The 22,640-nt window shown below is 57.5% G+C and carries 19 protein-coding genes; 6 read left to right on the top strand and 13 right to left on the bottom strand.

The genetic code is table 11. The features are described 5' to 3' along the window. Window positions 1-53 precede the first annotated feature (53 nt). Both PY650_RS30040 and PY650_RS30045 read right to left on the bottom strand, forming a co-directional pair. Window positions 54-542: a hypothetical protein gene (locus tag PY650_RS30040; protein ID WP_285883452.1), complete on the bottom strand. Its 489-nt coding sequence runs from the start codon at window positions 540-542 to the stop codon at window positions 54-56. After that, window positions 521-988: a hypothetical protein gene (locus PY650_RS30045; RefSeq protein WP_285883454.1), complete on the bottom strand. Its 468-nt coding sequence runs from the start codon at window positions 986-988 to the stop codon at window positions 521-523. The genes PY650_RS30040 and PY650_RS30045 overlap by 22 nt, the downstream gene beginning before the upstream one ends. A gap of 1,145 nt (window positions 989-2,133) precedes the next feature. Between PY650_RS30045 and PY650_RS30050 the strand changes: the two genes are divergently transcribed. After that, on the top strand, window positions 2,134-2,577 hold the full coding sequence (locus PY650_RS30050) for a hypothetical protein (RefSeq protein WP_285883456.1): 444 nt from the start codon (window positions 2,134-2,136) through the stop codon (window positions 2,575-2,577). A gap of 188 nt (window positions 2,578-2,765) precedes the next feature. Here PY650_RS30050 and PY650_RS30055 read toward each other — a convergent pair whose 3' ends face one another. The 3 genes from PY650_RS30055 to PY650_RS30065 all read right to left on the bottom strand — a co-directional run bounded on the left by PY650_RS30055 (window position 2,766) and on the right by PY650_RS30065 (window position 6,286). Then, window positions 2,766-3,830: an LLM class flavin-dependent oxidoreductase gene (locus PY650_RS30055; protein WP_285883458.1), complete on the bottom strand. Its 1,065-nt coding sequence runs from the start codon at window positions 3,828-3,830 to the stop codon at window positions 2,766-2,768. Window positions 3,831-4,091: 261 nt separating this feature from the next. Beyond that, window positions 4,092-5,600: an SDR family oxidoreductase gene (locus tag PY650_RS30060; protein ID WP_285883460.1), complete on the bottom strand. Its 1,509-nt coding sequence runs from the start codon at window positions 5,598-5,600 to the stop codon at window positions 4,092-4,094. A gap of 152 nt (window positions 5,601-5,752) precedes the next feature. After that, window positions 5,753-6,286, bottom strand: coding sequence for a nuclear transport factor 2 family protein (locus PY650_RS30065; RefSeq protein ID WP_285883462.1), 534 nt, complete (start codon window positions 6,284-6,286; stop codon window positions 5,753-5,755). Between the two features lie 1,068 nt (window positions 6,287-7,354). On the opposite strand from PY650_RS30065, the gene PY650_RS30070 reads away from it, so the two are divergent. Then, complete coding sequence (locus PY650_RS30070) at window positions 7,355-8,029, top strand: amino acid kinase family protein (protein WP_285883463.1); 675 nt, start codon at window positions 7,355-7,357, stop codon at window positions 8,027-8,029. A 296-nt stretch (window positions 8,030-8,325) separates the two neighbouring features. On the opposite strand, the gene PY650_RS30075 is transcribed toward PY650_RS30070, so the two are convergent. Both PY650_RS30075 and PY650_RS30080 read right to left on the bottom strand, forming a co-directional pair. After that, on the bottom strand, window positions 8,326-8,643 hold the full coding sequence (locus PY650_RS30075) for a CopG family transcriptional regulator (RefSeq protein ID WP_285883464.1): 318 nt from the start codon (window positions 8,641-8,643) through the stop codon (window positions 8,326-8,328). 680 nt (window positions 8,644-9,323) lie between these two features. Next, the gene (locus tag PY650_RS30080; protein WP_285883465.1) at window positions 9,324-10,046 is read right to left on the bottom strand and encodes a GntR family transcriptional regulator; all 723 of its coding nucleotides are present in this window, start codon (window positions 10,044-10,046) and stop codon (window positions 9,324-9,326) included. 356 nt (window positions 10,047-10,402) lie between these two features. Between PY650_RS30080 and aepX the strand changes: the two genes are divergently transcribed. The 4 genes from aepX (at window position 10,403) to asnB (ending at window position 14,480) form a co-directional block, all read left to right on the top strand. Then, the gene (aepX, locus tag PY650_RS30085; RefSeq protein WP_285883466.1) at window positions 10,403-11,314 is read left to right on the top strand and encodes a phosphoenolpyruvate mutase; all 912 of its coding nucleotides are present in this window, start codon (window positions 10,403-10,405) and stop codon (window positions 11,312-11,314) included. A 183-nt stretch (window positions 11,315-11,497) separates the two neighbouring features. After that, window positions 11,498-11,644 carry a hypothetical protein gene (locus PY650_RS30090; RefSeq protein ID WP_285883467.1) on the top strand — a complete coding sequence of 49 codons (147 nt, stop codon included), beginning with the start codon at window positions 11,498-11,500 and terminating at the stop codon, window positions 11,642-11,644. Window positions 11,645-11,685: 41 nt separating this feature from the next. Beyond that, window positions 11,686-12,459 (top strand): phosphocholine cytidylyltransferase family protein, encoded by a 774-nt coding sequence (locus PY650_RS30095; RefSeq protein ID WP_285883469.1) that lies wholly within the window; start codon window positions 11,686-11,688, stop codon window positions 12,457-12,459. Between the two features lie 194 nt (window positions 12,460-12,653). Continuing rightward, window positions 12,654-14,480, top strand: coding sequence for an asparagine synthase (glutamine-hydrolyzing) (asnB, locus tag PY650_RS30100; protein WP_285883470.1), 1,827 nt, complete (start codon window positions 12,654-12,656; stop codon window positions 14,478-14,480). A gap of 273 nt (window positions 14,481-14,753) precedes the next feature. Here the strand turns inward: asnB and PY650_RS30105 are convergent, their stop codons facing one another. The 6 genes from PY650_RS30105 to PY650_RS30130 form a co-directional block, all read right to left on the bottom strand. Continuing rightward, window positions 14,754-16,148, bottom strand: a complete 1,395-nt coding sequence (locus PY650_RS30105; protein WP_285883471.1) for an amidase — start codon at window positions 16,146-16,148, stop codon at window positions 14,754-14,756. A gap of 322 nt (window positions 16,149-16,470) precedes the next feature. Further along, a complete protein-coding gene (locus PY650_RS30110) occupies window positions 16,471-17,952 on the bottom strand; it encodes an alkaline phosphatase family protein (protein WP_285883472.1) in 1,482 nt (493 codons plus the stop codon). Between the two features lie 377 nt (window positions 17,953-18,329). Further along, window positions 18,330-19,460 carry an alpha/beta hydrolase family protein gene (locus PY650_RS30115; RefSeq protein WP_285883473.1) on the bottom strand — a complete coding sequence of 377 codons (1,131 nt, stop codon included), beginning with the start codon at window positions 19,458-19,460 and terminating at the stop codon, window positions 18,330-18,332. Continuing rightward, the gene (locus PY650_RS30120) at window positions 19,432-20,283 is read right to left on the bottom strand and encodes an MBL fold metallo-hydrolase (protein ID WP_285883474.1); all 852 of its coding nucleotides are present in this window, start codon (window positions 20,281-20,283) and stop codon (window positions 19,432-19,434) included. The genes PY650_RS30115 and PY650_RS30120 overlap by 29 nt, the downstream gene beginning before the upstream one ends. A 5-nt stretch (window positions 20,284-20,288) precedes the next feature. Then, a complete protein-coding gene (locus PY650_RS30125) occupies window positions 20,289-21,512 on the bottom strand; it encodes an ABC transporter substrate-binding protein (protein WP_285883475.1) in 1,224 nt (407 codons plus the stop codon). Window positions 21,513-21,530: 18 nt separating this feature from the next. Beyond that, the coding region (locus PY650_RS30130; protein ID WP_285883476.1) for an alpha/beta hydrolase at window positions 21,531-22,640 on the bottom strand (1,110 nt) is incomplete at its 5' end.

Below are 22,640 nucleotides of genomic sequence, written 5' to 3' on the forward strand. Positions count from 1 at the left end.
AGGCAGCCGTTCAGGCGCCGATCCAGTTCTGACCGATCGCAATGTCGGACAGCTTAACTGGAATGCACTGCGACCGTCATATCTGGCGGTCGAGGCCTTGCAATCCCCGTTCCTGCGACCGTCCATGCGTTACGCAACTTCACCGCCAGCCAATCACCGAAGACGTCCCAGCTAGCATCTCGAGGAAGATCGATCTGCGTCTTCGGACCGCTCCTGTCGCCGATCCAGCCGATTGCATCGAAAAAGGCGCGTCGCTCGGTGAACCAAACGCGTTCGCTCGCCGCGGTGCGATCCAGATGGCCGAATACGAGCATGGAATCGAAACTCGTCTCGAAGATAACCGGCGCGGTGAGCGGATCTGCACCACGCCTCCATAATCGCACGGTGCGCGCATAGCCGGAGCGCGTGGCCATGCCGTCGCCAAGAGCACTGGAAAGCAAAAGAGTGTCGTGATCGAGCCAGGCGATGTGGCCTTTGGCCTCCGGCAGATTGAAGCCGTCTGGGATGAGGCTTCGTGCGGTTAGATCGTACTCGCGATGCACGACCGCATCGCCGCCACCGAGCGACAGGCGAAGGACGGCTCTTTCACGTCTCCGGGTTCGACCGAGGCGCCGCCCCAAATCCAGTCCTTTCCTTCGGTCTTGGCGAGGGCATCCACGTCGAGAACGATCTCCCACTCCGGCTTTGCCGTTAAGTAGGCGGCAAGCGTTGTTCTGCGCCACAAACCTCTCGGATTTTCGGCATCTCGCCAGAAATTGTAGAGGTATTTGTCGCGGCGCATGACCCAGGCAATCTTGTCAGGGCGATCGAAAATCCCCGTGAGCGTATCGCGGTCTCCTTCGAACCCCGGCCCGCCAAAGCGTGCCAGCGTTCGCGCCGATTGCTCGGTGACCCAATTCAAGGCCCTCTCGCCATCGATGTCTTCCAGCCAGAGATAAGGGTCGTCATCGGGGGCATTCAGCGTCGGGCGAGGATCGATAACAGTCATGTGCGAACAACTCCTAATCGAGAAGAATTTCGTGGTGCGAGGAAGCGGTAAACTTGTGATGGCGGGCACCCGTCAGACGATCTGTCCGGGGATGGTCTTGTCTCCGTTTGCTTTTGCGTTGCTGAGCCTCCCGCGTTGAGAACGTGGTGGCAAACAAGCGGCTGTTTTTGGCCCACCGAATGAATTTCGCCCTGCCAGAAATCGGTATCACTCGATGGCCGCCAGGCGATGATCCCGGTGATCCATGCATTCGCCCGATCGCCCTTAGCCTGGGGTCGCGGAAAGCCCGCACGGAACTTGCGCCTCTCCCCTCCTCCAAGGAGAAGGCTTGGCTGACGGCAGCGGAGAAAGGCGCGGCCTGCAAATTGACCTGTGAAGGGCTGATTGCCGCCGTCGAATCTTGTCCAGCGAACGCGAAACTGCGGCAAGCACATGTTCATCGAAATCCAACCAGAGGCCCATTAGCGGCCGTCGACCGGCGCCAAGCGATTGTAGAACGGTCGCCTGCTTGAGCAATCGAGCGTTCCGATGCCAGGCGCTATCTGCCTTCCCGGCCGAATGCGTATCCGCGCCAGACTTGGCATGATGGCTTTCCTCTGCGTCCTGTTGCATCGATGTCGTCACAGATCGGCCATTCCTACCACCTCCCGACAGAGGAACTTCAAAAGCCGTGCCAGCTCGGCAAAGAGCGTGGATGACCTGATAATCAAAGGCTTAGGCGTGGCTGCGCCAGCTCGCCGAACAAGTCCGTGTCGCGGACGGAACAAACCCGACGTCCGCGTCCCTCGATCAAACAACAACCATCACGAAGTCTTGCGGCTTCAGGCGAGAGCGCACCGGCATCATCAGGGTCTGGTAATCCCATCGACCAACCAGGAAGTGGTAAGACCGTGGAGCAGCTATCACGGCCGCGGGAGGCCCCGTGTGCTGGTTGGCATGCTGTTTGCTGGTTGAGCCTGAGGCAGCGAATGCGGCAAATCCTGGTCGGCTGCTGATGGCGCATTGGATTTTATAAAAAGAGCCGACGTGAGGAGCAGCCGCGGATGACATGTATTGTCGGTTTAGTCAGCGACGCATCTGTTCATATCGGAGGCGATAGCGCTGGCGTGGCCGGCTATTCGCTTACCGTCCGAGCCGATCGCAAGGTGTTCCGCAAGCAGGACTTTCTCTTCGGATTCACCTCTTCGTTTAGAATGGGCCAGCTATTGGCACATTCCTTCAAGCCACCCAAAAGACACCCCGAAACGGATGTGTACGCCTTTATGGTGACGGAGTTCGTCAATGCGCTCCGCCAATGCCTGAAAGATGGTGGCTACGCACGGCGGCAGAACGATGCCGAGCTCGGCGGCACCTTCCTCGTCGGCTATGCCGGAAGGCTTTTCAGGATCGATGACGATTATCAGGTTGGCGAGGCGATCGATGGCTTTGACGCCTGCGGATGCGGTCAGCAAATTGCACTGGGCGCGCTCTTTGCATCGTCAAGCTCTCCGCCCCGCGATAGGTTGGAAATGGCTCTCAACGCGGCTGAGCGTTTTTCCGCCGGGGTGCGCGGCCCGTTTCACTTCGAGACTCTGGGTCTGGCTGACTGAAGGAGGTCGACACCGCGGTCTAAGTTGCGACAATTTATCGTGGCGAATTCGCCAAAGTCTAGCTTGCGGTCTCCCGAGGCCAGAACCGGGCATCGTCAACGAGGCCCGCTCGCGGTGGTGCGGGGTCGATTTCAGTCATGGTCCGAACAACTCATCATCAGAAATTACAGCCTAATCTCAGGAAGTGCCTATTCCGTCATCCCGGGCGCGTGACCGAGCGATTTGTTGACAGCCGGAATGATCGTGTCTCCCCAGAGCTCAATTTGCCGCAGCATCGTCTGATGATCGAAATCGCCCAATTGGCAGTGCATTGCGATCTGGGACGGCTTCAGCACACTGATCTCTTCCAGCAGGCGATCGATCACCCGATTTACACTGCCGACCGGCAGATTGTCGCGCATAGTCTGAAACGACAGGTCCTGTTGCGTTGGGGTTTCCTGCAGCAGATAGCCGTCCTGGCTCTGCTGGCGGCGCTGATGAAGCGCTTCGGATAGCCGACGCTGGAAACGGGCGTTATCGAGATAGCTGTTGATCTCCGTCTCGTTGTCGCTGGCATAGCAACAACGCAACAGCGATATCTTGGCGTCCGCAACGTCCTTATTTTTTGATAGTGCTGCTTTCTCGATGTTGTCACGCAGCGTGCTCAAAGCGTCCAAGCCGTCGTGGAATGCCGTCACGAAGAGATTGTGTCCCTCGCGATAAGCCCGGCCCATGCTGTATCCGGAGGCGGTAGCGATCCAGATCGGAGGGGTCGGCTTCTGGACGGTCCGCACCGAAATCGCCGTCGAAGGTATTTTTATATATTGACCGTCGTGCTCGAAGATTTTTTGCTTAAGGCCCTTAAGAAGGACGTCCAGGTATTCCGAACAAACAGCGGGCGCCGCATCGATATCGACACCGAAGCGCTCGAACTCGAATTGCTGATATCCGGAGCCGACGCCAAGCTCCAGGCGACCACTCGAAACGATATCGGCGAAGCCGATCTCGGAAAGCAGACGCTGCGGTTGATAGAGCGGCAACACGCAGACACCGGTGCCGAGGCGGATGGAGTTCGTCCGGCCGGCGCAATGCGCCACCATCATCAAGGGCGATGGAACCAGGCTATAGTTGTTGAAGTGGTGCTCGGCAAACCACGCGGTGTTGAAGCCAGCCTGCTCCGAAAGGACTGCCTGTTCGATTGAGTTGCGGATGACACTCTCGGACGATTGATGATAGCCACGCTGGGAGGCAAGGATGAATGTCGCAAATTCCATAACGTTTCCTCATTGAGGTTGGGCCCGTCAGGGGATGGCCGGCGGGCGCGCGAATTGTCCTTGGCCTTGATGCCGATTCCCTTTTTTCGGTATTCGGGGTTTCGAGGGAAATTTGCTTGCCATTCGCCAGTCGCGGGCGCTCCTTAAAACTGTCGTCTTCGATGACCCTCCGCACAATCTCTGGCGCACGGTGGATCTTCATTTTTCGATCTCCTCGAATGTTCCTGATCGTGAGAGAATCCCATATCGTCAAAACGAGGTTCAACTGCTGCCCACGTAGAGCGTCGAACCGTTGACATATGAAGCATCTGGCGAAGCCAGGAAGAATGCTGCGTTAGCCACGCCTTCGGACTGTGCCACCATCTCGCCGATCGGGTCGCGGCGGCTGATCGCGTCCTGTGCAACATCAGGTGTGTGAATAAAGCCAAGTGCGATCGTGGCTGTCCGAATGCCAACCGGTCCGAGTTCGGCAGCCATGCAGCGGGTCAGCATTTCTAACCCCGCTTTTGATGCACCATACGCATGGCGTTGGGCAATCGTCAGGGAGCGGTCGATTGACCCGATATTCAGGATCACCCCGCCGGGCCGCATCATCTTGATTGCCTCACGCGCGCAGGCGAAGGCACCGGTGAGATTGACATCAATGATGCGTGCGATCTCGGCAGGCGTTTGCTCAACTCCCGAAGAGCAACTATCGGGCCAAGCTGCGCCGTTGACGAGGACCTCCAGCCGCCCGAACCGCTCGCGCAAATCGTCGAAGAGCGCAACCACCTCCGCTTCGATGGTGACGTCCACGGATTTGCCCATGTGCTCGCCACCGAGAGCTGTTGCGAACTGCGCCGCGGCGGCCCCGTTTTTGTCGACAATGACGATGGTATCGCCGTTTGCTCTAAAGCGGCGAATGATGGCTGCACCTATGCTGGTTGCTCCCCCTGTGACGAGGACGATCCGCCTGTCGCTCCGTTCTGGCGGACGCAAGAGTTCGGCTCGTGGTGTGCCGCTTACGCGTGGGTGCGCGCGGCCGGGCTGGTTGAAGGACATCCAACCCCCATCAATTGTCAGCACCGTGCCGTTAATAGAATGCGCGTCCGCACTGGCGAGAAACAGCACGACTCGTGCAATTTCCTCCGGACGCGCCATGCGCCCCATCGGCACGCGGCTGCGAACCGCCGCTAAGTTCGTCTGGCCCGCGCATTCCAATTGTGCGACCATCGGCGTGCGTACATATCCCGGCGCCACTGCCGTCACGCGGATGCCAAGAGAGGCCAACTCGCAGGCGAGCGATTTCGTAATCGAGATAAGGCCCGCTTTCGAAGCTGCGTAGGCGTTGCGTTTCGGATTGCCAAGCATGCCCGCCATGGAGGCAACATTGATGATAGATGCACCTGGCCGCATCCGCCGCGCGGCTTCGCGACCCATGACGAAAGGCCCGATGAGATTTACCGCCAATGCACGTCGGAAGGCGTCGATGCCGGTGTCGGCAGTCGCAGCCATACTGGGTCCTATCCCCGCATTGTTGACGAGAACGTCGATCTGGTCGAACTGCGCGTCGATCCTCTCATAAAGGGCAAGGATGTCTTCTTCTTGCGAGACATCGAATTCAAGTCCAATATGCACTGGGTCAAGAGCTCGAACCAGTTCAAGCACGCCGCTGCCCGGGAGATCCGCGGCAACGACAATGTCTCCTGCAGCGACATGGGCATCGACCAAGGCGCGGCCGATCCCGCCTGCGGCGCCTGTAATGATGACGACGCGTCCTTGCCGTTTCATGAGAATTCTCCTGAGCTTTTACCGGTCCATGTGTGCCGGGCAATCACCCACGACATGGCAATAGACAGAATGGTCATGTGATTTCCGCTCCGTCGCCGATCAAGATCTGAAACCCCTCATCACGAGGCATTTGCGCCATATGGATCACACCTTCACGTCTCTGAACGACGTTTCCCGAGCGCATAGATCGGATCGGTCGGATAGGATGCTCCGATAGGCTGCCGGAGACCGAAGCGCTCCACCTCGGAGGTCGCCGGCGCGGTCTGCTCCTCGACCCAATCGTAGACAACGGTCCGCTCGGCAATGCGCCACTCCCCGTCCCTTTTCTGAAACAGGTCGCAATAGCGGCCGCACAAGAGGACCTGACGTACCGTCCTCGCGCCGTCCGGTCCGCGTTGCAGCGCAGTGAAGTAGCTCTCGACGGCAGCCCTAGCCGGATCGATGAACTCGATCAGAACGTTGGTGATCTGGTGGAAATTGCGCGGTTCGGTCTTGAAGACACCCAGCGCGAACTCTATGAAACCCTCAGCGGAGCCGGAATAGGCCCCGTGATTATCATGCGCATCGGGCCAGTAGGCGCTGCGCAGCGCCGGCTCATCTGCCCGATCTATCCCGCGGCAGTATCGGTAAAGACAGTCTCGGATCGCCTCGCGATCGAGTAATTCGGTAATTTGTTCGTGGCGCATCGCTTTGTCGCAAATTCTAAGATTGGTAGAGGCGTTTTCGTGCGTTGAGTGACGCGGCAACGATTGCAGGATGTTCGCGGCCGATGGACGATCGAAGACGCGCCGCGTCTTGAACCTCAATCGACGCGAGGTGGTCCGATAACACGTTTCCCGACTATCAGGCTCTCGTCCGGCTGGAAGTCCGGTGGCGGCGATCGGCCGACGTTGAACATTATTCGGGTGGCGGCCCGACAGACCGATCGGTCTTCTGGTTTCCATTGATTTCCTTCTTCGACAAAATGCAAATCTGACGATTTGATACGGCGCCTACTTCCTCCCGTCCGACGGTCATCCAATAAACGATCGCCGGCCGGCAGCTTTCGCCGCCACAACGCTGAACAGCATCAAAAACCGTGCCAACTCGACCAGCGTAGCCGAAGAGACGGTTTCCGCGTGTGATTTCAAGCCATTAAGGGAATGCAAACGAGATTGACTTAACAAAGCCTCTGTCGCCTACCCGACAAATTGGACAATGCTTGCGCGTTTAATCTGCGTGACGCGCTTTTATCGGCTTCTGCGACCTTTCGCTGTCGGCGGCTTTACTCATGGAGAAACACGGAGAAAATCCTTGCGAACTCGTCCTGCACGGTTGGCACGGTTTTTGAAGCCGTTCAATCGCGACGCAAAGTATGCTGCCGACACATATTCCTGTGTTAACGAAGCGCAGGGATGTTGGAGGTCTACAACTAAATGGAAAGGCATGGTCGCTTGAGCTTCCTAGCAAATATGAAAGGTCGTCGCCAGGTCGAGATTTCTCCAGCAGCGTTCAGTGGAGATCTGCGTGGAACATGATGGAAGAGCGACTTTTTGAGCGTGACGAAGCTTCTCGGCATAATGATCAACGTGACCGAGCTTGTTCCGCAAAGTGACGTGGAAATGAAGCAATCGAACGCTGCCTCTTTCCAGAAAATCTCAGATGCACGTCAGAAACTGACTTCGGAAATCCCCGCGGATGTCGATATGGCTTAAGCAGCGGGAGGGGAGCTTCAGAACATGTTCGCCGAAAGTTTTCCCTCACGCGGCTTTTCGATGGTTGTCGAGTTCGGCGGAAGCCTCATGCATGATCTGTCGGTGTGTAGGGCGGCTGTTGCGGAGCTCGAGCGCTTGGTCCAGCGTGGCGATCGAATTTTGGTGGTCCCTGGCAGAGGCTCTCAGGACAAAGCCATTGAGGCTGCTGACACAGCATATGCTCCGGCGCCGTTTACGGCCCCTCGCGCGCGCGCTCTCGCCCGAGATCAGACGGGATATTTGCTGGCGCATCGAGCCTTCTCCGCTAATCTTGTTCCGTCCGCGACGTTGGGCGAATGCCGGCGCCTGGCAAAGGTTGGCAAAATTCCAGTTCTGCTTCCGTCACGCATGCTCTTCACGACGGATCCGGTTGATTGGAGTTGGGACATTACGTCCGATGCTGTTGCCGCATGGATTGCTTGGGTAACGAACGCTCCTCTATTGGCAATGCTGACCGATGTGGACGGTATCTATCGCGACGCGGCAACTCATGATCCCGAAGCGCTCATAAAAGAGATTGATGCCCATGATCTAGCTGAGCTTGGTCATACGTCAATCGATGCTTGTGCGGCCCATTTCATGTCGTTGCGAGGCGCCTCGGGGATCATTATCAACGCTGCGCATCCAAACCGGCTCCGTGATTGGACCGACGGAAAGCATGTGAGAGCGACCCACATCACCACATTTCGCTACTAAGACAGGCCGCATCACGGTCGGCTTTAGTTAACGACATTGCCGACTTCAAATAGCATTACCCTAATCATGGCACCTTCCCGTTGCGGAGCGTTCTTTCATAATATGGTCGTCAATCACAACAACGGCGGCTCCGGTATATAAGTTGGATTTGGCTTGGCAACGAGCCGCGTCGCGCAATCGGGCTCAGACCGTGGATGCCGCAATAACCGCCGGAGAAAAAAATGTCACCCTGACGACAGTTCCGTATTGACCCTCCTCACACAAGCAAAAGTCATACGTCGCCTCTTAGTATCAAACTAGCCTCGGTCGCCATCCGGCCGCTCCCAAGCCGATCCTTCAACATCGCCATCGTCATCCAGCACCTGCACCGGGAGGTAGACGTTTGTCTCCAAACATTCCTTGATGATATAGCGGATCACGTCGTTGCGGGTTTTGCCGAGTTCGTCGGCAATGCTGTCGATCGCCTCCTCAACTTGTTCATCAATGGGAACCGAGCCGGCATTTCGGAGCATCAGCGCAGCTCGTCGCAATATGATCGGCAGATCGGCGAGGGACATGTCGCCAATGCAATCAGCGGCGTCTTCAAGTACGGCGCCGTGGTCGCGTGTCGTCATTCGAATTCTCCTCTCCGATGTGCTATCACGCCTCGAACGAAGTCGGAACATATCCGCTGCGGAGATTGTTCCCGGGCGTTACCTTCGAAGGAAGCTTTTGCGGCCGTCGGTGACAGAATTGGCCGCCGCGTGGTTCCACGCCATGTGATCCTGTGCGGCACGAGCACTGGCGAGGAATCGGTGCTCTATATCCGCTGGCCCCAATCCGAGTAAGGCGACCTCAACCAATTATGCCTTGCATGATTTCTTGCGAGCGCTGACAGATCCATTATTGCAGATTGCCCTTCTGCTGCGAGCAAACTTCCTGGCTGGCTTATGATATCGGAGCTGGCAGCGAGAAACGTCGGAAACGGCAAAACAACGGTCATCACTAAAGCCGGAGCCATGCGCCCCATTCTTTCCTCCCAGAACTCGCTGCACCATTTGAACCTTCTGCGCTCGCCCGCGATCTGACCTGCTCCAGCTGCCTCCAAGTTGCGGATTTCACCAATTCTTCGCGCCTAATTTGCCAACAGGGCCGACAAACGTAACGCCAACAAACATCATTGTACGGCGCCGAAGTGCGCACCGGACCCTGAATTTGCATCGTGCCGCGCCTTTTGTACCGGCTGAAGCTTGCGCAGATCGAGCGTTGATCAAATCGAGATCGCGGTACATTCTCACCATAGATAAGCGAATTGCTAGGAGCTTCTTGCGGCAAGGGTAGTGCTCGTTAGCCATCGTGCATTGATGTCTTGCACAACATCCGAAAGAAAACCTTGCTCTAAGTCGAGGTGGCTCATTAGCGCCGATTTCACCACGCTGGTTGCGTTGCCGAGTTGCGCCATTGCGTCGGCCAGCCCATCAAGACTTCTCCTGAAAGAAATTGAACGTTGTGATGTAGTTATTGCTACACGCAAAGGGTGGGTGCAAAAAGAGAACTTCTCTATGATGTGACAAATCTCGCAATTGGACGACTTCTGCGCGATCTCGGTGAAGATGGCCTCCGCTCGAAACGCGAGTTTTGCTGGGGACTCTTCATCACAGCGTGCGGTTTGGTAGCGAGCTTGCGGTCGTCCGCGTAACAGTGCAAACGCTAGGATTTCGCGCGCCACGACATATGAGTCCATTAGAGCGTGCTCGATGAGCGGCCTCGTGAAGTAGCCTCTTTTTGGAAGGGCTATGATTTTTTCTTCAGCAGCAAGTCGAATAAGTGCTTCGCGAATGGGAGTTCGGCCGATGTTAAGTTTGAACGCCAGATCCTGGTCACTGAGATGCTGCCCTGGGGCGAGGGCGTAGCTGTATAGCGATTGAAGTACAGCATCGTAGGCTGTTTCGGCCTTTGCGCGCGTCACTGGGTCAGAAAGATTTTTTTTTGGTATGTCTACCCCGCGACATTCGGCGGCCTTTTCACAAAACCACATGTCAGTCCTCTCCTTTGTCGAGGCTCCATTGGATCAGCTCCTTCAGGAGCCAGACTGTTCGTTGGCTAGCCCACATATCAGGCGATGACGATCAGTACCTATCGCATGGCTCGATCGGCATACGTTGCATAAGTTGCGCCGTGCGGCCCAAAGCAATCCCCTCGATTGAGAGTCACCATGATATATTTGTCGACATACGATCTAGTATATCTTTTTATTTCCTACTGTTGTGCGTTGTTATTTCATGGAACGTTGGCTCATTACTCTATATATATCAAATATAAATTCATCTATCCATTGCTTTTCTCCAGCGAAGCATTCAACCTTAGTTTTGGCTTTATGAAGGAGGAGTGACAATGAACCAGACAGTTTTCATAGGCAGACCGTTGGGTCCGCTCGATAACCCGACGAAGATGCTCCGTGATCTCGTTTGCTCCGGGAAACTGTCTTTCCTCATGGAAGCTCATGACGGACTTTCTGCGGCCATCGTCAAGCAGGCTGGCTTTAAGGGACTATGGGCATCCGGACTTTCGATCTCTTCGGCACTGGGCTATCGCGATGCAAACGAGGCAAGTTGGACCGAAGTTGTCGACGCGGTAGAGCGGATGGTCGATGCGAGCGGACTACCGATCCTGGTTGACGGCGAGTCTGGGTTCGGCAATTTCAACAACGCCCGTCTATTGGCGACAAAGCTTTTGCAGCACGGCGCCGCCGGCGTCTGCCTTGAAGACAAGGCTTTCCCGAAGAGGAACAGTTTCGTGGGAAACCGTCACCCGCTCGTAGATATCGATGAGTTTTCCGGCCGCTTGAGGGCAGTCAAAGACACCACCGGGAACGACCTTGTGCTCGTCGCTCGCATCGAAGCGCTAATCGCCGGCTACGGTCTGGACGAAGCCTTACGCCGTGCAGACGCCTATGCCGATGCCGGCGCCGACGCGATCCTGATCCATTCACGTAAGACAGATGCGGACGAGATTATGGCTTTCGCGAAAGAGTGGCAGAAGCTTCCGATCGTGATTGTGCCGACGAAATACTACCGCACGCCGGTCTCGGCTTATCGAGATGCCGGCATCTCGACGGTGATCTGGGCCAATCATGCGATGCGGGCTGCAGTCGCCGGGATGCGAGCGGTGTGCGCTCGCATCGCAGCCGAAGAAAGCGTTGCCGGAGTCGAGCCGGAAGTCGCCACGCTTGAGGACGTCTTTGGTCTCTTGCGATATGACGAATTGGCATCGGCTGAAGATCGCTATTTGCCGAAGCATCTGTAGCCGCGCGCGCCTCATCGGGGCCGGCGCAATTTTAGATCGTCAAAATCTTGGGGGCGCGCGTATGCTTGCGCAACGGACAAGCTTGTTCAAATCGTCGGGAACGGCAGTGGCTCGCGCAGCGGCCAAGGCGGCCGCGGACGCGGGAAAAGAGATCATCAATCTGACTGGCGGCGAGATGATGTGGTGAACGCTCTGCTGATGGAAATGGGCGTGGCTGCGGGGACGGACTTTGGTGACTCGGCTGGGCTTCGCGTCTCCTACGGGGCACCTGCCGATAAGCTGAAAACCGGCCGCGCCCGGCTCGTTAAGGGTCTGAACGCCTGGCAATGACAAGGTCATGGTGACGACGCCAACAAAAAGGAACTACGACGATGAAAAATGCTCCCAAGAAGGCAGTCATACTTGCCGCAGGTTGTGGATCTCGTCTGCGACCTTTGACCGACCTGAGGCCGAAACCGCTCATTGAGGTAAATGGAACGCCCATCATTCACAATGCGCTGCGCAACCTCGAAGCCGTGGGCGTAGAGGAAGTCACCATCGTGGTTGGCTACCGCAAGGATGCAATCCAGTGCTCCTGCGGCAATCGCTTCGGCAATCTCGAAATTAATTATGTGGAGTCTGGGGTCTTCGACAAGACGGGCACTGCGTATTCCCTCTGGTTGGCACGAGATACGCTGCTGACCGGGGACATCTACCTCCTGGAGGGGGATGTCTTTTTCGAGTTGAATGCCCTGCGCTACCTCGAAACGGGAGATGCGGAAAATGTTGCGGCAGTCGCACCTTTCGACTGGTCGATGGAAGGCTCCGCTGTTGTCCTGACAGAAAACGGCTACATCGCCGACGTGCGGATGAAGCAGACGGCCGCCAACCTGGCCGACGCCTCGCCACGGCTGTTCAAGACGATGAACCTGATCCGTTTTTCTGCCAACGATCTGCGCGACACGATCGTGCCACATCTCGACGATCTCATCGGCGGTGGCGCCGTAAAATCCTATACTGAAGAGCTGCTGTCCGATCTGATAAAGAAGAAGGACCTGCAGATCGCCGCGGCGAGATGTGATGACGTCAGGTGGTATGAGATCGACACTGAGGACGATCTGCGCGTTACGGAGGCAATGTTCCTGACCCTCCGAGAAATCGCGTGATAACGGCTAGGTCGAGGAGAAGGGCAATGCTTCGCTACCCCGTTTCGCCCTGCGTGTCAGCAAGCCGTCACGACGAATCGAGCTTACTCGAGTTGAGCCGATGGCGCGGCCGTAAAGGATGTCGCGCGTTCGCGCAATGCGGTGGCGCCGATGCCTGAGTTTGCGCCGCAGTTACCTAGATAAGGAGGCAAAATATGTGCGGCATCTGTGGTTGGATTGATTTCGAGCGTGACCTAGGAAGTCCGAAAGCGCGAAGGGAGCTTGTCGATATGACGGCCACCATGGCCAATCGTGGTCCGGACGACGAGGGGACCTGGATCGATGGGCCCGCGGCACTGGGACATCGCCGCTTGGCAATCATCGATATTCAGGGCGGTCACCAGCCGATGGCGATCGAGGAAGACGGCCGACCCACCTTGGTGCTCGTCTACAGTGGCGAGATTTACAACTACCGCGAGCTGCGCGAACGGCTCACTGCCCTCAGCCATCGGTTCGACACGAGCAGCGACACAGAAGTGCTGTTGCACGCCCACCGCGAGTGGGGTCGAGACGACCCCTGCACCGCGGTAAGCGAACTAAACGGAATGTTCGCCTACGCACTCTGGGACACCGCGAATCGCGAGCTGCTTCTCGTACGCGATCGGCTCGGCATTAAGCCACTTTACTACTATCCCACCCAGAATGGGGTTTTGTTCGGCTCGGAGCCAAAGGCGATCCTCGCCAATGGTCTCGCGGAACGCGTCATGGACATCGACGGGCTTCGGAGCACACTGTCTTTCGTCGCCGACCCGCATAACACCGTGTACCGCGGTATGCATCAGGTGCGGCCAGGCCAGATTGTCCGCGTGAACCGCGACGGCATCCAACAGATGACCTATTGGCAGCTCACGGACAGTGGTCACATCGACGACGTGCCTACCACCGTCCGGCGCGTCCGGGAGTTGCTTGAGGACACGATTCAGCGGCAACTGATCGCCGACGTGCCGCTAGGCACATTGTTGTCGGGCGGGCTTGACTCCTCGGCTTTGACCGCATTAGCCGCGCGCTTTAACGGCGAACGGATTCGATCCTTCGCCCTCGACTTCGTCGGCTACACCGAGAACTTTACCGCCTACCCGAGGCACGCCACACCTGACGGTCCGTACGTGCAGGAAGTGGCAAGTTTCCTTACCACGGACCACATGAACATCACTTTGTCAGCGCACGAGCTCATGGAGCCTGACGTGCGGGCAAGCACTCTCCACGCGCGCGATCTGCCGTTCACTTTGGGCGATAAAGACAGCTCGCTCTATCTGCTGTTCCGGGCGATCCGGCAACATGCGACGTTGGTCCTCTCAGGAGAGTCGGCCGACGAGGTTTTCGGCGGCTACTCGTACTTCCACGATCCCGCGCACGTTCAGGCCGATACGTTTCCTTGGTTGGACGTCGATACTGGCTGGCAGTACCTAGATCCCCGCCTGCTCAAAAAACTGGACCTTCCCGGTTACCTCGACGATCAGTACCGCAGGGCACTTGCCGAAGTACCCGCCCTGACCGGGCCGGCGGCGGCCGATCCCCACGAGCGTCGCATGAGAGAGGTCTGCTTCCTCTTTCTCACCCGCTTCCTGCCGAGACTGCTCGACCGCAAGGACCGGATGAGCATGGCGTTGGGTGTGGAGGTCCGGGTCCCCTACTGCGACCACCGCCTCGTTGAATACGTGTTCGGTTGCCCATGGTCGCACAAGACTTTCGACAATCGAGAGAAGAGCCTACTACGGGCCGCGACCTTGGACCTGCTACCACAGTCGGTGGTCAAGCGCGTCAAGAGCGGGTATCCGGCAATCCAGGATCCGATCTACGACGGAATGCTGCGCGACCGGTTCAGCGAGCTCCTGAATAACCGGGATGCGGCAGTGGCACCGCTGCTCTCCGCCGATGGTTCCCGCAAGTTGCTCAACGCGACCGACAACATTAGGTGGGTCGAGCATATCCTTACCCTTGACGATTTCCTGACCGACTATAAGGTAAGCCTCACATTATGAGGCGGCGGAAAATGCATTTGCCATGGCTGCGAAGGCGACAGCTACCCTAGACCAGGAAGTTTGCGACTTCTCGCCCATTGCCACAATCCGACAGGGTTTGTCGCGCAAATTTGCAATTTTGGGGAACCGCCTTGTAAAGTGACGACAAACAAGTATTTCCCGTCACACATAAAATCCGTAGAAAGTGGAGGTTGTTGCAGATGCCCGCGGGACAAGATTTCACGATCCGTTCGACCTTAGCATGTCGAGAGAGCAATCCTTGCCATCTTATTTCTAAGTCAGCGGCTTCACGTTCGGGTAAGGGTACTTTGAGGTGAAGCCCAGCATTTCTTCCATGTCGGCTGCCATGCGCAAAAGTTTACGCTCGTCGTGTTTGCGACCGATAAGCTGAACGCCGACGGGCAAACCATCGCTTGATAATCCGGTCGGTATGGCCACGCCCGGATGTCCCGTAACGTTGGCGGGTATGCGCGTTGCCGCAGCAGCCAACCGCTGCATTGCGTTCGGATCGTCTATCCGGCAAGGTGGGAGTGTACTCACGGTTGTCAATAGGGCGTCATGTTGTTCAAGTGCCTCGTCAACCTGTTGCCTCAATCGGCGGCGAACATTTTGAGCACGCAGGTATTCTTCCGCTGAAATGAACGCGCCGCTCATTAGAAACTCTGCCGCATTCACACCGTAAAGGTCGAGCTTTTCTGAAAGCCAAGGCTTATGGATGGTGAACGCTTCAGAGATCATCGTCACTCTCCCCGCGGAGTCAAAACTGCGTAACGGCGGCAGGTTGACATCATTGATGTTCCAACCCGCTGAGTTTGCAGCATCGACGCATTTTTCTATCGCATTAGAAACCGATACGTCGCACGTTAGGTCCGTTTCGTGGAAATGGCGCACTACACCAAGGCTGAACTTTTCAAGAAAGCGAAGCTTTTCATTTGTCGCTTCTGTATTGGTCATGGCGGCAAACGCTTCGAAGACATCCGCAACAGATCTCGCCATCGGCCCGACAGTGTCCATCGATGGCGCAAGCGGGAATACGCCACTCATGTCGATACTTCCATGTGTGGGCTTTAGACCGACAACTCCGTTCATCATCGAAGGACTGCGAATTGAGCCGCCCGTGTCGGTTCCGATGGTGAGTGGAACGAGGCCAGCAGAAAGAGCCGCGCCGGAACCGCTCGATGATGAGCCAGCCATATAATTCAGATTCCACGGGTTTCTGGCGGCGGGCCAGGGAAGATCGAACTCCGGACTGCCTCCTACCGCAAATTCGTACAAGGTGAGTTTGCCGAGACAAACGCCGCCGGAGGCGTCCAGCCTTTCGATCACGGCAGCGTTGGTAGAAGCTGGTACCGCGGGCATAATCCGTGACTGTGCCGTGGTCGGGTATCCCCTTACATCGATGATATCCTTGACGGCATAGGGAATGCCAAACAGTCGGCCGATTGACGAATGCCCGTTAGAACGCTTACGTTGGTCTCGAAGATGCCTTGCTCGTTCTCGAGCACGGTCGGCGTCACAGGCTACGAACGAATGGATCGACTGGTCCAGCCCCCCGATCCGAGCAAGAAGATAATCCACATAGTTCAAGGGGCATAAGTCGCCGATTGCGATCGCATCTCGGGCAACAATCAGCGGCATGAATGCCAACTCGTCTTGGCGCGCGCTCATTACTTTCCCCAAATGAGTTCGTGGATAGTAGAGGGCCGCGAGTCCAGCCGCTCTGCATGCATGCGACCGACCCGGTACGCCTCCCGCCAACGATCGGGGCTTGTCTCCCACGCGGCATGCAAACCGAGACGAGCTAGACAAGCCGCTATCTCTGCGTCGTTGTTCACCAGGTCCGTTTCTGACTGTCGCGGTCTATCCATTTCTTTGTCCCTGCTTTTCGTTGGAGTTGGAGCTTATTACGGCTTTTCGCGAACTGAGATGATCAACGGTCCAGAGTGGCCTGTTGCCCTTCCCTCAACTTCACGTGCAGTTAGACGCATGTTCACCCTTCGGCCATACCGCTCTCGACGTAAGTAGTGCTTCCCACCTGCACTCGCCTTAGGACCTGTCGGAAACGGCCGAAACCGGCTTCGACCGTTTCGCGCCGAATCTCCGCGTCGGCTTTCGCCGGATCCTGAAACAGCTCATGGAGCGCACGGCCGTTCATCTCACTCGGCCGGTCGATCTCAAGAAGGTGCAGGATGGTGGGCGCGAAATCGCAGATGCCCGAGGGAACCGTCGACGCAGCACCCGAAGCAGGGAATGCTGACCCAGCCACGATGCCGACAGCCGCTAGTTCCTTTGGGTGCAAACCGCCATGGACGCCAAGGCCCGAGCGGCGATCATTATCATAGAAGGTGCCGCCAGCAAGACCGAACGGATCGATGCTATCATCGGCCCGGAAGGAGAAAGACACGTCCGGTGCGCGCACGTGATCGGCAAAAACCAAATGCTGAGCAAAACTACCGGGCGCAATACCTTGCACTTCGTCTTTCGCGCGCGTGAAGATCGGTCCGCACCATGGTTGGCTGGTGATCGCTCTCACGAGTCTGGATATCTGCTCATCCGAGGGGTCGGCTAGATAGAGCGCGCCGACCTGCCCTGGCACGACGACGACATCGACACCTGGCGCTGGCACAGTGCCAGGGTGAAAACCGGCATCTTGTAGACAGTCAATTACCGAAACACGTGTGTGGCCGGTAATGTGCCCGTGATCAGAGGCCGCGACGAGCTGCACACCACCAGCGCGACCCTCCGCTTCCCACCAGTCGAGCACCCGGCCGAATTGACGGTCGCAATGAGCAATGATGCGCAGCGTCTCCTCCGCTCCGGTGCCGTGGAAATGTGAAGTTACGTCGGGCTCGCCATAGGAGAGGATCGTTACATCTGGACGGTGGTTCGGCCAGACAACGTCAAGGAATGTCGAGGTGATCCAGTCTTGACCGGCCTTATCAGGCTCGAGCTTTGGTAGCTCGGGGGGCAAAAGACCGACACGCGTCTCGACCTCTGCCAACACTTCCTCCGGCGTGCAGGCTTCACGGAAATGGCCGGACAGCCGGACGTGCCCGAAGTCCTCGGCCTTGTGATGGAAGAAGCGGGTGGTGCCCGGCGTGTTGGTTGCCAGCACGGCGAGGCTCTTGCCTGACACCGCGAGGATCTCCCCGAGGGTCGGCGCGGACATCAGTCGCCCACCGCTTTCAAGGTCGAGCTCGCGCAGCAGAACAGCGTCCGCCGTGTCGATGTAGCGCGGTGGCGAAACCGAGCGGTCGATATACTTGTTGCCGACCATGCCATGGCGGCTCGTGGTCGCGCCAGTTACGAGGCTTGGAAAGGCCGAGCGGGTTTCGCTAGGGTAGATCGTCCGATGCTTTGACAACGTGACGCCGAGGGACTGCAAACGGAAGAGGTTCGGTGTCAACTCCTGAGAAACGAGGTCGGGGCGGAGGCCGTCAAAGCTGACGATAATGAAACGTGGCGAAAGCATCTGGGTTTCTCAATTTTGATAATGGTTTCTGGAGGTTTGGCGCCTCGCAGCCGATGACGCTTCTGTAGTGAAGCAAGACAAACAGCTGCAGGAGATAGTGCCACCGGATCGTGAGAGGCCCCGGTCAGCAAGGTATTCCGGGACGTTGCTCGAGAGCCTAGCGACGAAATACTGACACAACCGCGCTCGGCGAAAGCCAGACGCCGTTTCCGGAGCTTGCAGCACGCTCTCCGCCCTGCACGGCGGGGTCGATGGTCGTCACATCCAGACCGCAGCGGGTGAAATCGAACGCCGTTGCAGGACGGTGGAAAATGCAGTCCGAAGCAGTGCCCCGGCATCATCGGCGACCACCGATTTCGAGTTCAATTGGATCAAAGTCAGGGCTGGCTTTCACAAGGGATTTCCGAATTTGTGAATGTCCCGAAAAAAGCATCAAGGCGCTGCACCTCGTCACGAAGCTCGACCAAATGAGCCATCGTGGCTCTCGCACCCTCGGCTCCGACAAAGAAGTAGTGCCCGCCTGGCAAATGTCTGGTCAGCCGCCGCGGCGAAGCAACAACGCGGTCCCGCAGCCGCACCCAGTCATGGGCGGAGAGACGCAACGGCGCCAACTTGGGCAGTACGTTGTTCAAAAGGCCCTTGACCGTGATGCTTCCCCATACCACCTCATCCGAGAACGTGTGTATGTAGTCTCGTGCGTCCACCGGAATGATCGACGCGCATATTGGATAATCATCGCCCGAAAAGACGCGTGCCACACGAAGCAAATCGGAAGGATCTTGCAGCTGCTCGCCATCAAAGAAGGGGTCGAGCTCTGGCCCCCACAGTCTCGGTGGGGCGTTCGTGCGATAAAGATCCCGGAAAAGTTCCGGCTCGATGATGGTTCGCCCTTCTGCTTGCGCGATCGCGCCAAGCTCTTCCAGCCAGCGCTCGTCTCTTGTGGACCCGTCCCGGGTTCCAAGCGAAAGATTCCAGAGCCCATTCGCCAGAAGGCTTTCGGGTGGCTTCTCCCCGCCGTCGAGGCGCGGAAAAGGTGGAGTTGCGCTGAGCGAGACGAAACTCTCGAGCGCGAGGTTGCGACGACGCAACGCATGGGACAGCGCAAAAACCAGCTTGCCGCCCATGCTCCAGCCACAGGCGATAACTGGACGCCAGCGAGCTTCGCCGATTGCCTCCGCAACAAGCTCCGCGAGCGCGGATGCCCAATCCTGTAGCTTGAGATCTGGTTTCGGTGCTAGAAACACTGGGTGATCCCCAGGGTAGCTCGCGGTAACGAGACCCCACCCCTGCTCCTCGAGCCAATAGTCAAGAAAGTCGCTTCTACGGCCTTGTGGATGACCATAGATAATTCGAGCGAGAACCCCACCGCCAGGCACGAACACCACGAGTGGCTTCATTGGATCGCCGTGGCGAGTATAAGAGAGGACTGGTATACCCAGGCAATCGTGTCGACGCTCCTTGGGAAACGGTTGTTGCAGTTCAGATTGGGAAACCATCGCGTCGTCCATTGCTGTTTTCAATTTCCATTGAAGCGGTCGTGGGGTAGATCGAACCGTCAGCTGCGATGCGGAGCCACTCGCCAGGCTCGAGGAGCAGAATCTCGGGTACGGTCTCCCCATTGGTCCTGGCGTCGTCCACGCAACGCATGAACGCTCGCACCAGGTCATCGTCCAGGCTTGTGTAATGACAAGGCAATACGGTGTTCAGCCCTAACCATTGAGCCGCGATAACTCCTTCGCGAGGAGAAAGGTCTGTCGTGAGTTTTTTGCCCGGAGCGTTGGAAGGTATGCCCGCAGGGTTCGCGATCCCAAGGGATCCGATCGTGGGGCGGTACAATTCAGCCTGCAACTTCATGTCATGGAACAGGGAGGTGTCGCCCGGATGGTACCACCGGATGTTTTCATTCAGGTCGAGGAGAAACGCCAAGGGAATGCCGGAGACAAAGGTGCCGTCAGGCAAAGTGGTAAAAGAGCAATGACGGCATTCGAGAGTTTGCACTTCGAAGCCGGCAACCTCTAATCGCATGCCCCAGGCCGTCACGCGGATCTGCGACGACGGAACGCCATGGGCTTCAAGATAGGCTCGTACCTCGCCCCCGCAAATTACGGAGGCTCCAGAGTTCAGCGCAATTCGGGCCGTGTCGCCAAGGTGATCCTTGGCAGCATGGGTCACGATGATGAGATCGACCCGATCAAAATTATCCGGGCCGACAGGGCACGTCGGATTGCCAGTCAAAAATGGATCGAGCAACACCCGACGGCCGTCTCGCGCGATCATTTCGTAGGCCGCGACACCGAGAAAACGTACTTGCAAGAAAGGACTTTGCGTCATTTCAATCACCTCGGCAGCAGCGCTTGAACATCCTGTCGCATCTTCGGCAGAGCTTCGGCCGGGGGCAGACGCAGTGTCGCGACATCCTGTAGAACTGACTTGATCGTCTCGGTAATCCGAAGGGAATTGTCGCCGGGGAAGGAGTACCATGTACCGGCCTTGGCAGAAGCGGCAACCGAGACCAGCCTCGGGTCGTCAGGTTTCGCTTCTTTGAGGGGGTCAGCGGCGCCCAATCGGTTGCCCGGCAAGTAACCCGTTGCTTCGAATACTTGCGCCTGCACCTGCGGGCTGGCCATGAACTTCATGAACGTCCAGGCCGCCTTTTGCTGTTCCGCGTCCTTGCTGAGCAGCATCATACAATTGCCGCCGGCAGGCATGTGGCCGTTTTCGGAGATCGGAAACGGCGCAGTTCGCACCTGGAAGTTGGCTTGCTTCATCAAGCTCTTCAAGAACCCGCTCGATGACACGAGTATGCCGATGGAGCCAGCAGAAAAGCCTTGGGAAGCTTGCGTGCGCGGCATGTCGACCTGTCCGGCCTTGCCGAACATCTCGATGACGTCAAGGGCCTTTTTGCCCTCGGCTCCGTCGAACTCGATCTTCCGGTCATCCGCCGACATGATCTGCCCTCCCTGGGCATTTATCAAAGCCATGAAGGTCCAGTTGCCGGATGCACTATGGTCGAAGTACCCGCCGATCCGGTTGTTGCCGGTGGCGGTGATCTTCCCGGCCAGTTCGGTTATTCCTTCCCAGGTGCCCGGAAAATGATCCGGGTCTTCGCCCGCAGCTTTCACAAGGTCCGGGTTATAGTAGACGATAGGGACGGATATGATGAAAGGCAGACCGTACTGCTTACCATCGTGTCGGCAAAGGTCATTGGAGGCCGCCTCGTAGTTTTCGCGGACCCAATTGGCATCCCCCGCGAGAATGGATTCAAGCGGGACCGGCAGGCCGCGCTGAACTGTCAACAGCGATCGGTTGTAGCCCTGGAAGATGACGTCCGGCGTTTCGCCGACGATACTATCCTGGAGAAGGCGTTTTGTGAGATCGTCGTAATCCGTGGCCGGTGTCTGTAAGATCACATTGATGTCTGGATGAGCCTTCTTGAACGGCTCGACGATTTCTTCTGGGAACGAACCTTTGACGTAAAGAACGTTGAGGGTTTCAGCTTGAGCGGAGCTGGCGGCCAGCGCCAGTAACGGCATCACGAGGCGGAGAGATCGAAACAGCATGGTGGCAGCTCCAAAGAGTTAGCGAACGGTTTCACGAGACATTGTGGGAGTAGCGGTACTTTTGATGAACTCACCGGCATCGGTGATCGCCGCAACCGCGCGGGGGACCATCCGGGTCCGTCCACCGAAACCGTGGACCAAACCATAGTATCGGCGGACCAGGGCCTGCCCGCCTTCTGCGGTAACGCGTTCCGCAAGCGCCAGCTGTTCGTCCCTGAGGGCATCCAGTTCAGCAACACCGAGCCACATTGGCGGAAGGCCGGCGAGAGACGCTGCCCTGAGCGGAGAGATATAGGGGTCGTAGGGTTGAGCGCCGTTGGCCACGTAGTGCGCGGCGTAGCCAAGAAGCCGCTGCGTCGAATTGCCGTAGCGGCCATCCCCGAAGGCTCTGTGGCTAGGCGTGTCGAAGTCCGTGCACTGAAACCAGCCGTAAAATAGTGCAAGCCCGCTCGGCCCAGGCAAACCGTCGTCACGGCATTTGAGGGCGGCGGCAAGAGAGAGATTAGCCCCGGCCGAGCCGCCTCCTAGAAAGACGCGTTCAGCGTCGAGGTTCCAGGTCGCCGCGGACTTTCGGCACCACTGCATCGCTGCCAGCACGTCAGAAAGCGCGGCTGGGTATGGGTTCTCCGGGGCTAATCGATACTCCAGCGACAGGACAGCGAAGCCTGACTTTTCTGCCAGATGACGACAGGTGCCAGCATCGGAAGCGATAGATCCCCTGCACCAGCCGCCGCCATGAAGGTAGATCAGCACAGGAGTGTTCTGCCGCGTTGGGCGATACAGGCGTGCAGCAACCGTGCCACCGGAAGAGGGAATCTCGACATCATCGACATAGGCGATGTCGGGCGATCCCTCGCTCCAGAATCCGGCGAGCTGCGCTTGCTGCCGGCGATTGTCTTCGAGTGTAAGGGTGCTCCCGCCGGCATGGCGCTGCAATTCCTCCTGTTTCGCCATGGCCGCCGCCATGTCGGCGTCGAGCGCGGAATCATTCGCGTCTGGCACAAAATCAAAGTCCGGAAGGTTTTTCAGATCTCGTTGATGGTGGTTTAGCTTCTGGTAGTTCATGCGGTCCAATCCTTCCCAAGTACGAAGACGCAGTCGCCGAGGCCCGTCCGTGCAGGGATCCGC

The sequence above is a fragment of the Martinezella calliandrae genome (assembly GCF_030272695.1).
Classification (GTDB): domain Bacteria; phylum Pseudomonadota; class Alphaproteobacteria; order Rhizobiales; family Rhizobiaceae; genus Rhizobium; species Rhizobium calliandrae.

Excerpts from the sequence above, each read along its gene's own strand:
- PY650_RS30045 (WP_285883454.1), bottom strand. The coding sequence starts at position 988 with ATGACTGTTATCGATCCTCGCCCGACGCTGAATGCCCCCGATGACGAC.
- PY650_RS30055 (WP_285883458.1), bottom strand. The coding sequence starts at position 3,830 with ATGGAATTTGCGACATTCATCCTTGCCTCCCAGCGTGGCTATCATCAA.
- PY650_RS30060 (WP_285883460.1), bottom strand. The coding sequence starts at position 5,600 with ATGAAACGGCAAGGACGCGTCGTCATCATTACAGGCGCCGCAGGCGGG.
- PY650_RS30065 (WP_285883462.1), bottom strand. The coding sequence starts at position 6,286 with ATGCGCCACGAACAAATTACCGAATTACTCGATCGCGAGGCGATCCGA.
- PY650_RS30070 (WP_285883463.1), top strand. The coding sequence starts at position 7,355 with ATGGTTGTCGAGTTCGGCGGAAGCCTCATGCATGATCTGTCGGTGTGT.
- PY650_RS30075 (WP_285883464.1), bottom strand. The coding sequence starts at position 8,643 with ATGACGACACGCGACCACGGCGCCGTACTTGAAGACGCCGCTGATTGC.
- PY650_RS30080 (WP_285883465.1), bottom strand. The coding sequence starts at position 10,046 with ATGTGGTTTTGTGAAAAGGCCGCCGAATGTCGCGGGGTAGACATACCA.
- aepX (WP_285883466.1), top strand. The coding sequence starts at position 10,403 with ATGAACCAGACAGTTTTCATAGGCAGACCGTTGGGTCCGCTCGATAAC.
- PY650_RS30095 (WP_285883469.1), top strand. The coding sequence starts at position 11,686 with ATGAAAAATGCTCCCAAGAAGGCAGTCATACTTGCCGCAGGTTGTGGA.
- asnB (WP_285883470.1), top strand. The coding sequence starts at position 12,654 with ATGTGCGGCATCTGTGGTTGGATTGATTTCGAGCGTGACCTAGGAAGT.
- PY650_RS30105 (WP_285883471.1), bottom strand. The coding sequence starts at position 16,148 with ATGAGCGCGCGCCAAGACGAGTTGGCATTCATGCCGCTGATTGTTGCC.
- PY650_RS30110 (WP_285883472.1), bottom strand. The coding sequence starts at position 17,952 with ATGCTTTCGCCACGTTTCATTATCGTCAGCTTTGACGGCCTCCGCCCC.
- PY650_RS30115 (WP_285883473.1), bottom strand. The coding sequence starts at position 19,460 with ATGGACGACGCGATGGTTTCCCAATCTGAACTGCAACAACCGTTTCCC.
- PY650_RS30120 (WP_285883474.1), bottom strand. The coding sequence starts at position 20,283 with ATGACGCAAAGTCCTTTCTTGCAAGTACGTTTTCTCGGTGTCGCGGCC.
- PY650_RS30125 (WP_285883475.1), bottom strand. The coding sequence starts at position 21,512 with ATGCTGTTTCGATCTCTCCGCCTCGTGATGCCGTTACTGGCGCTGGCC.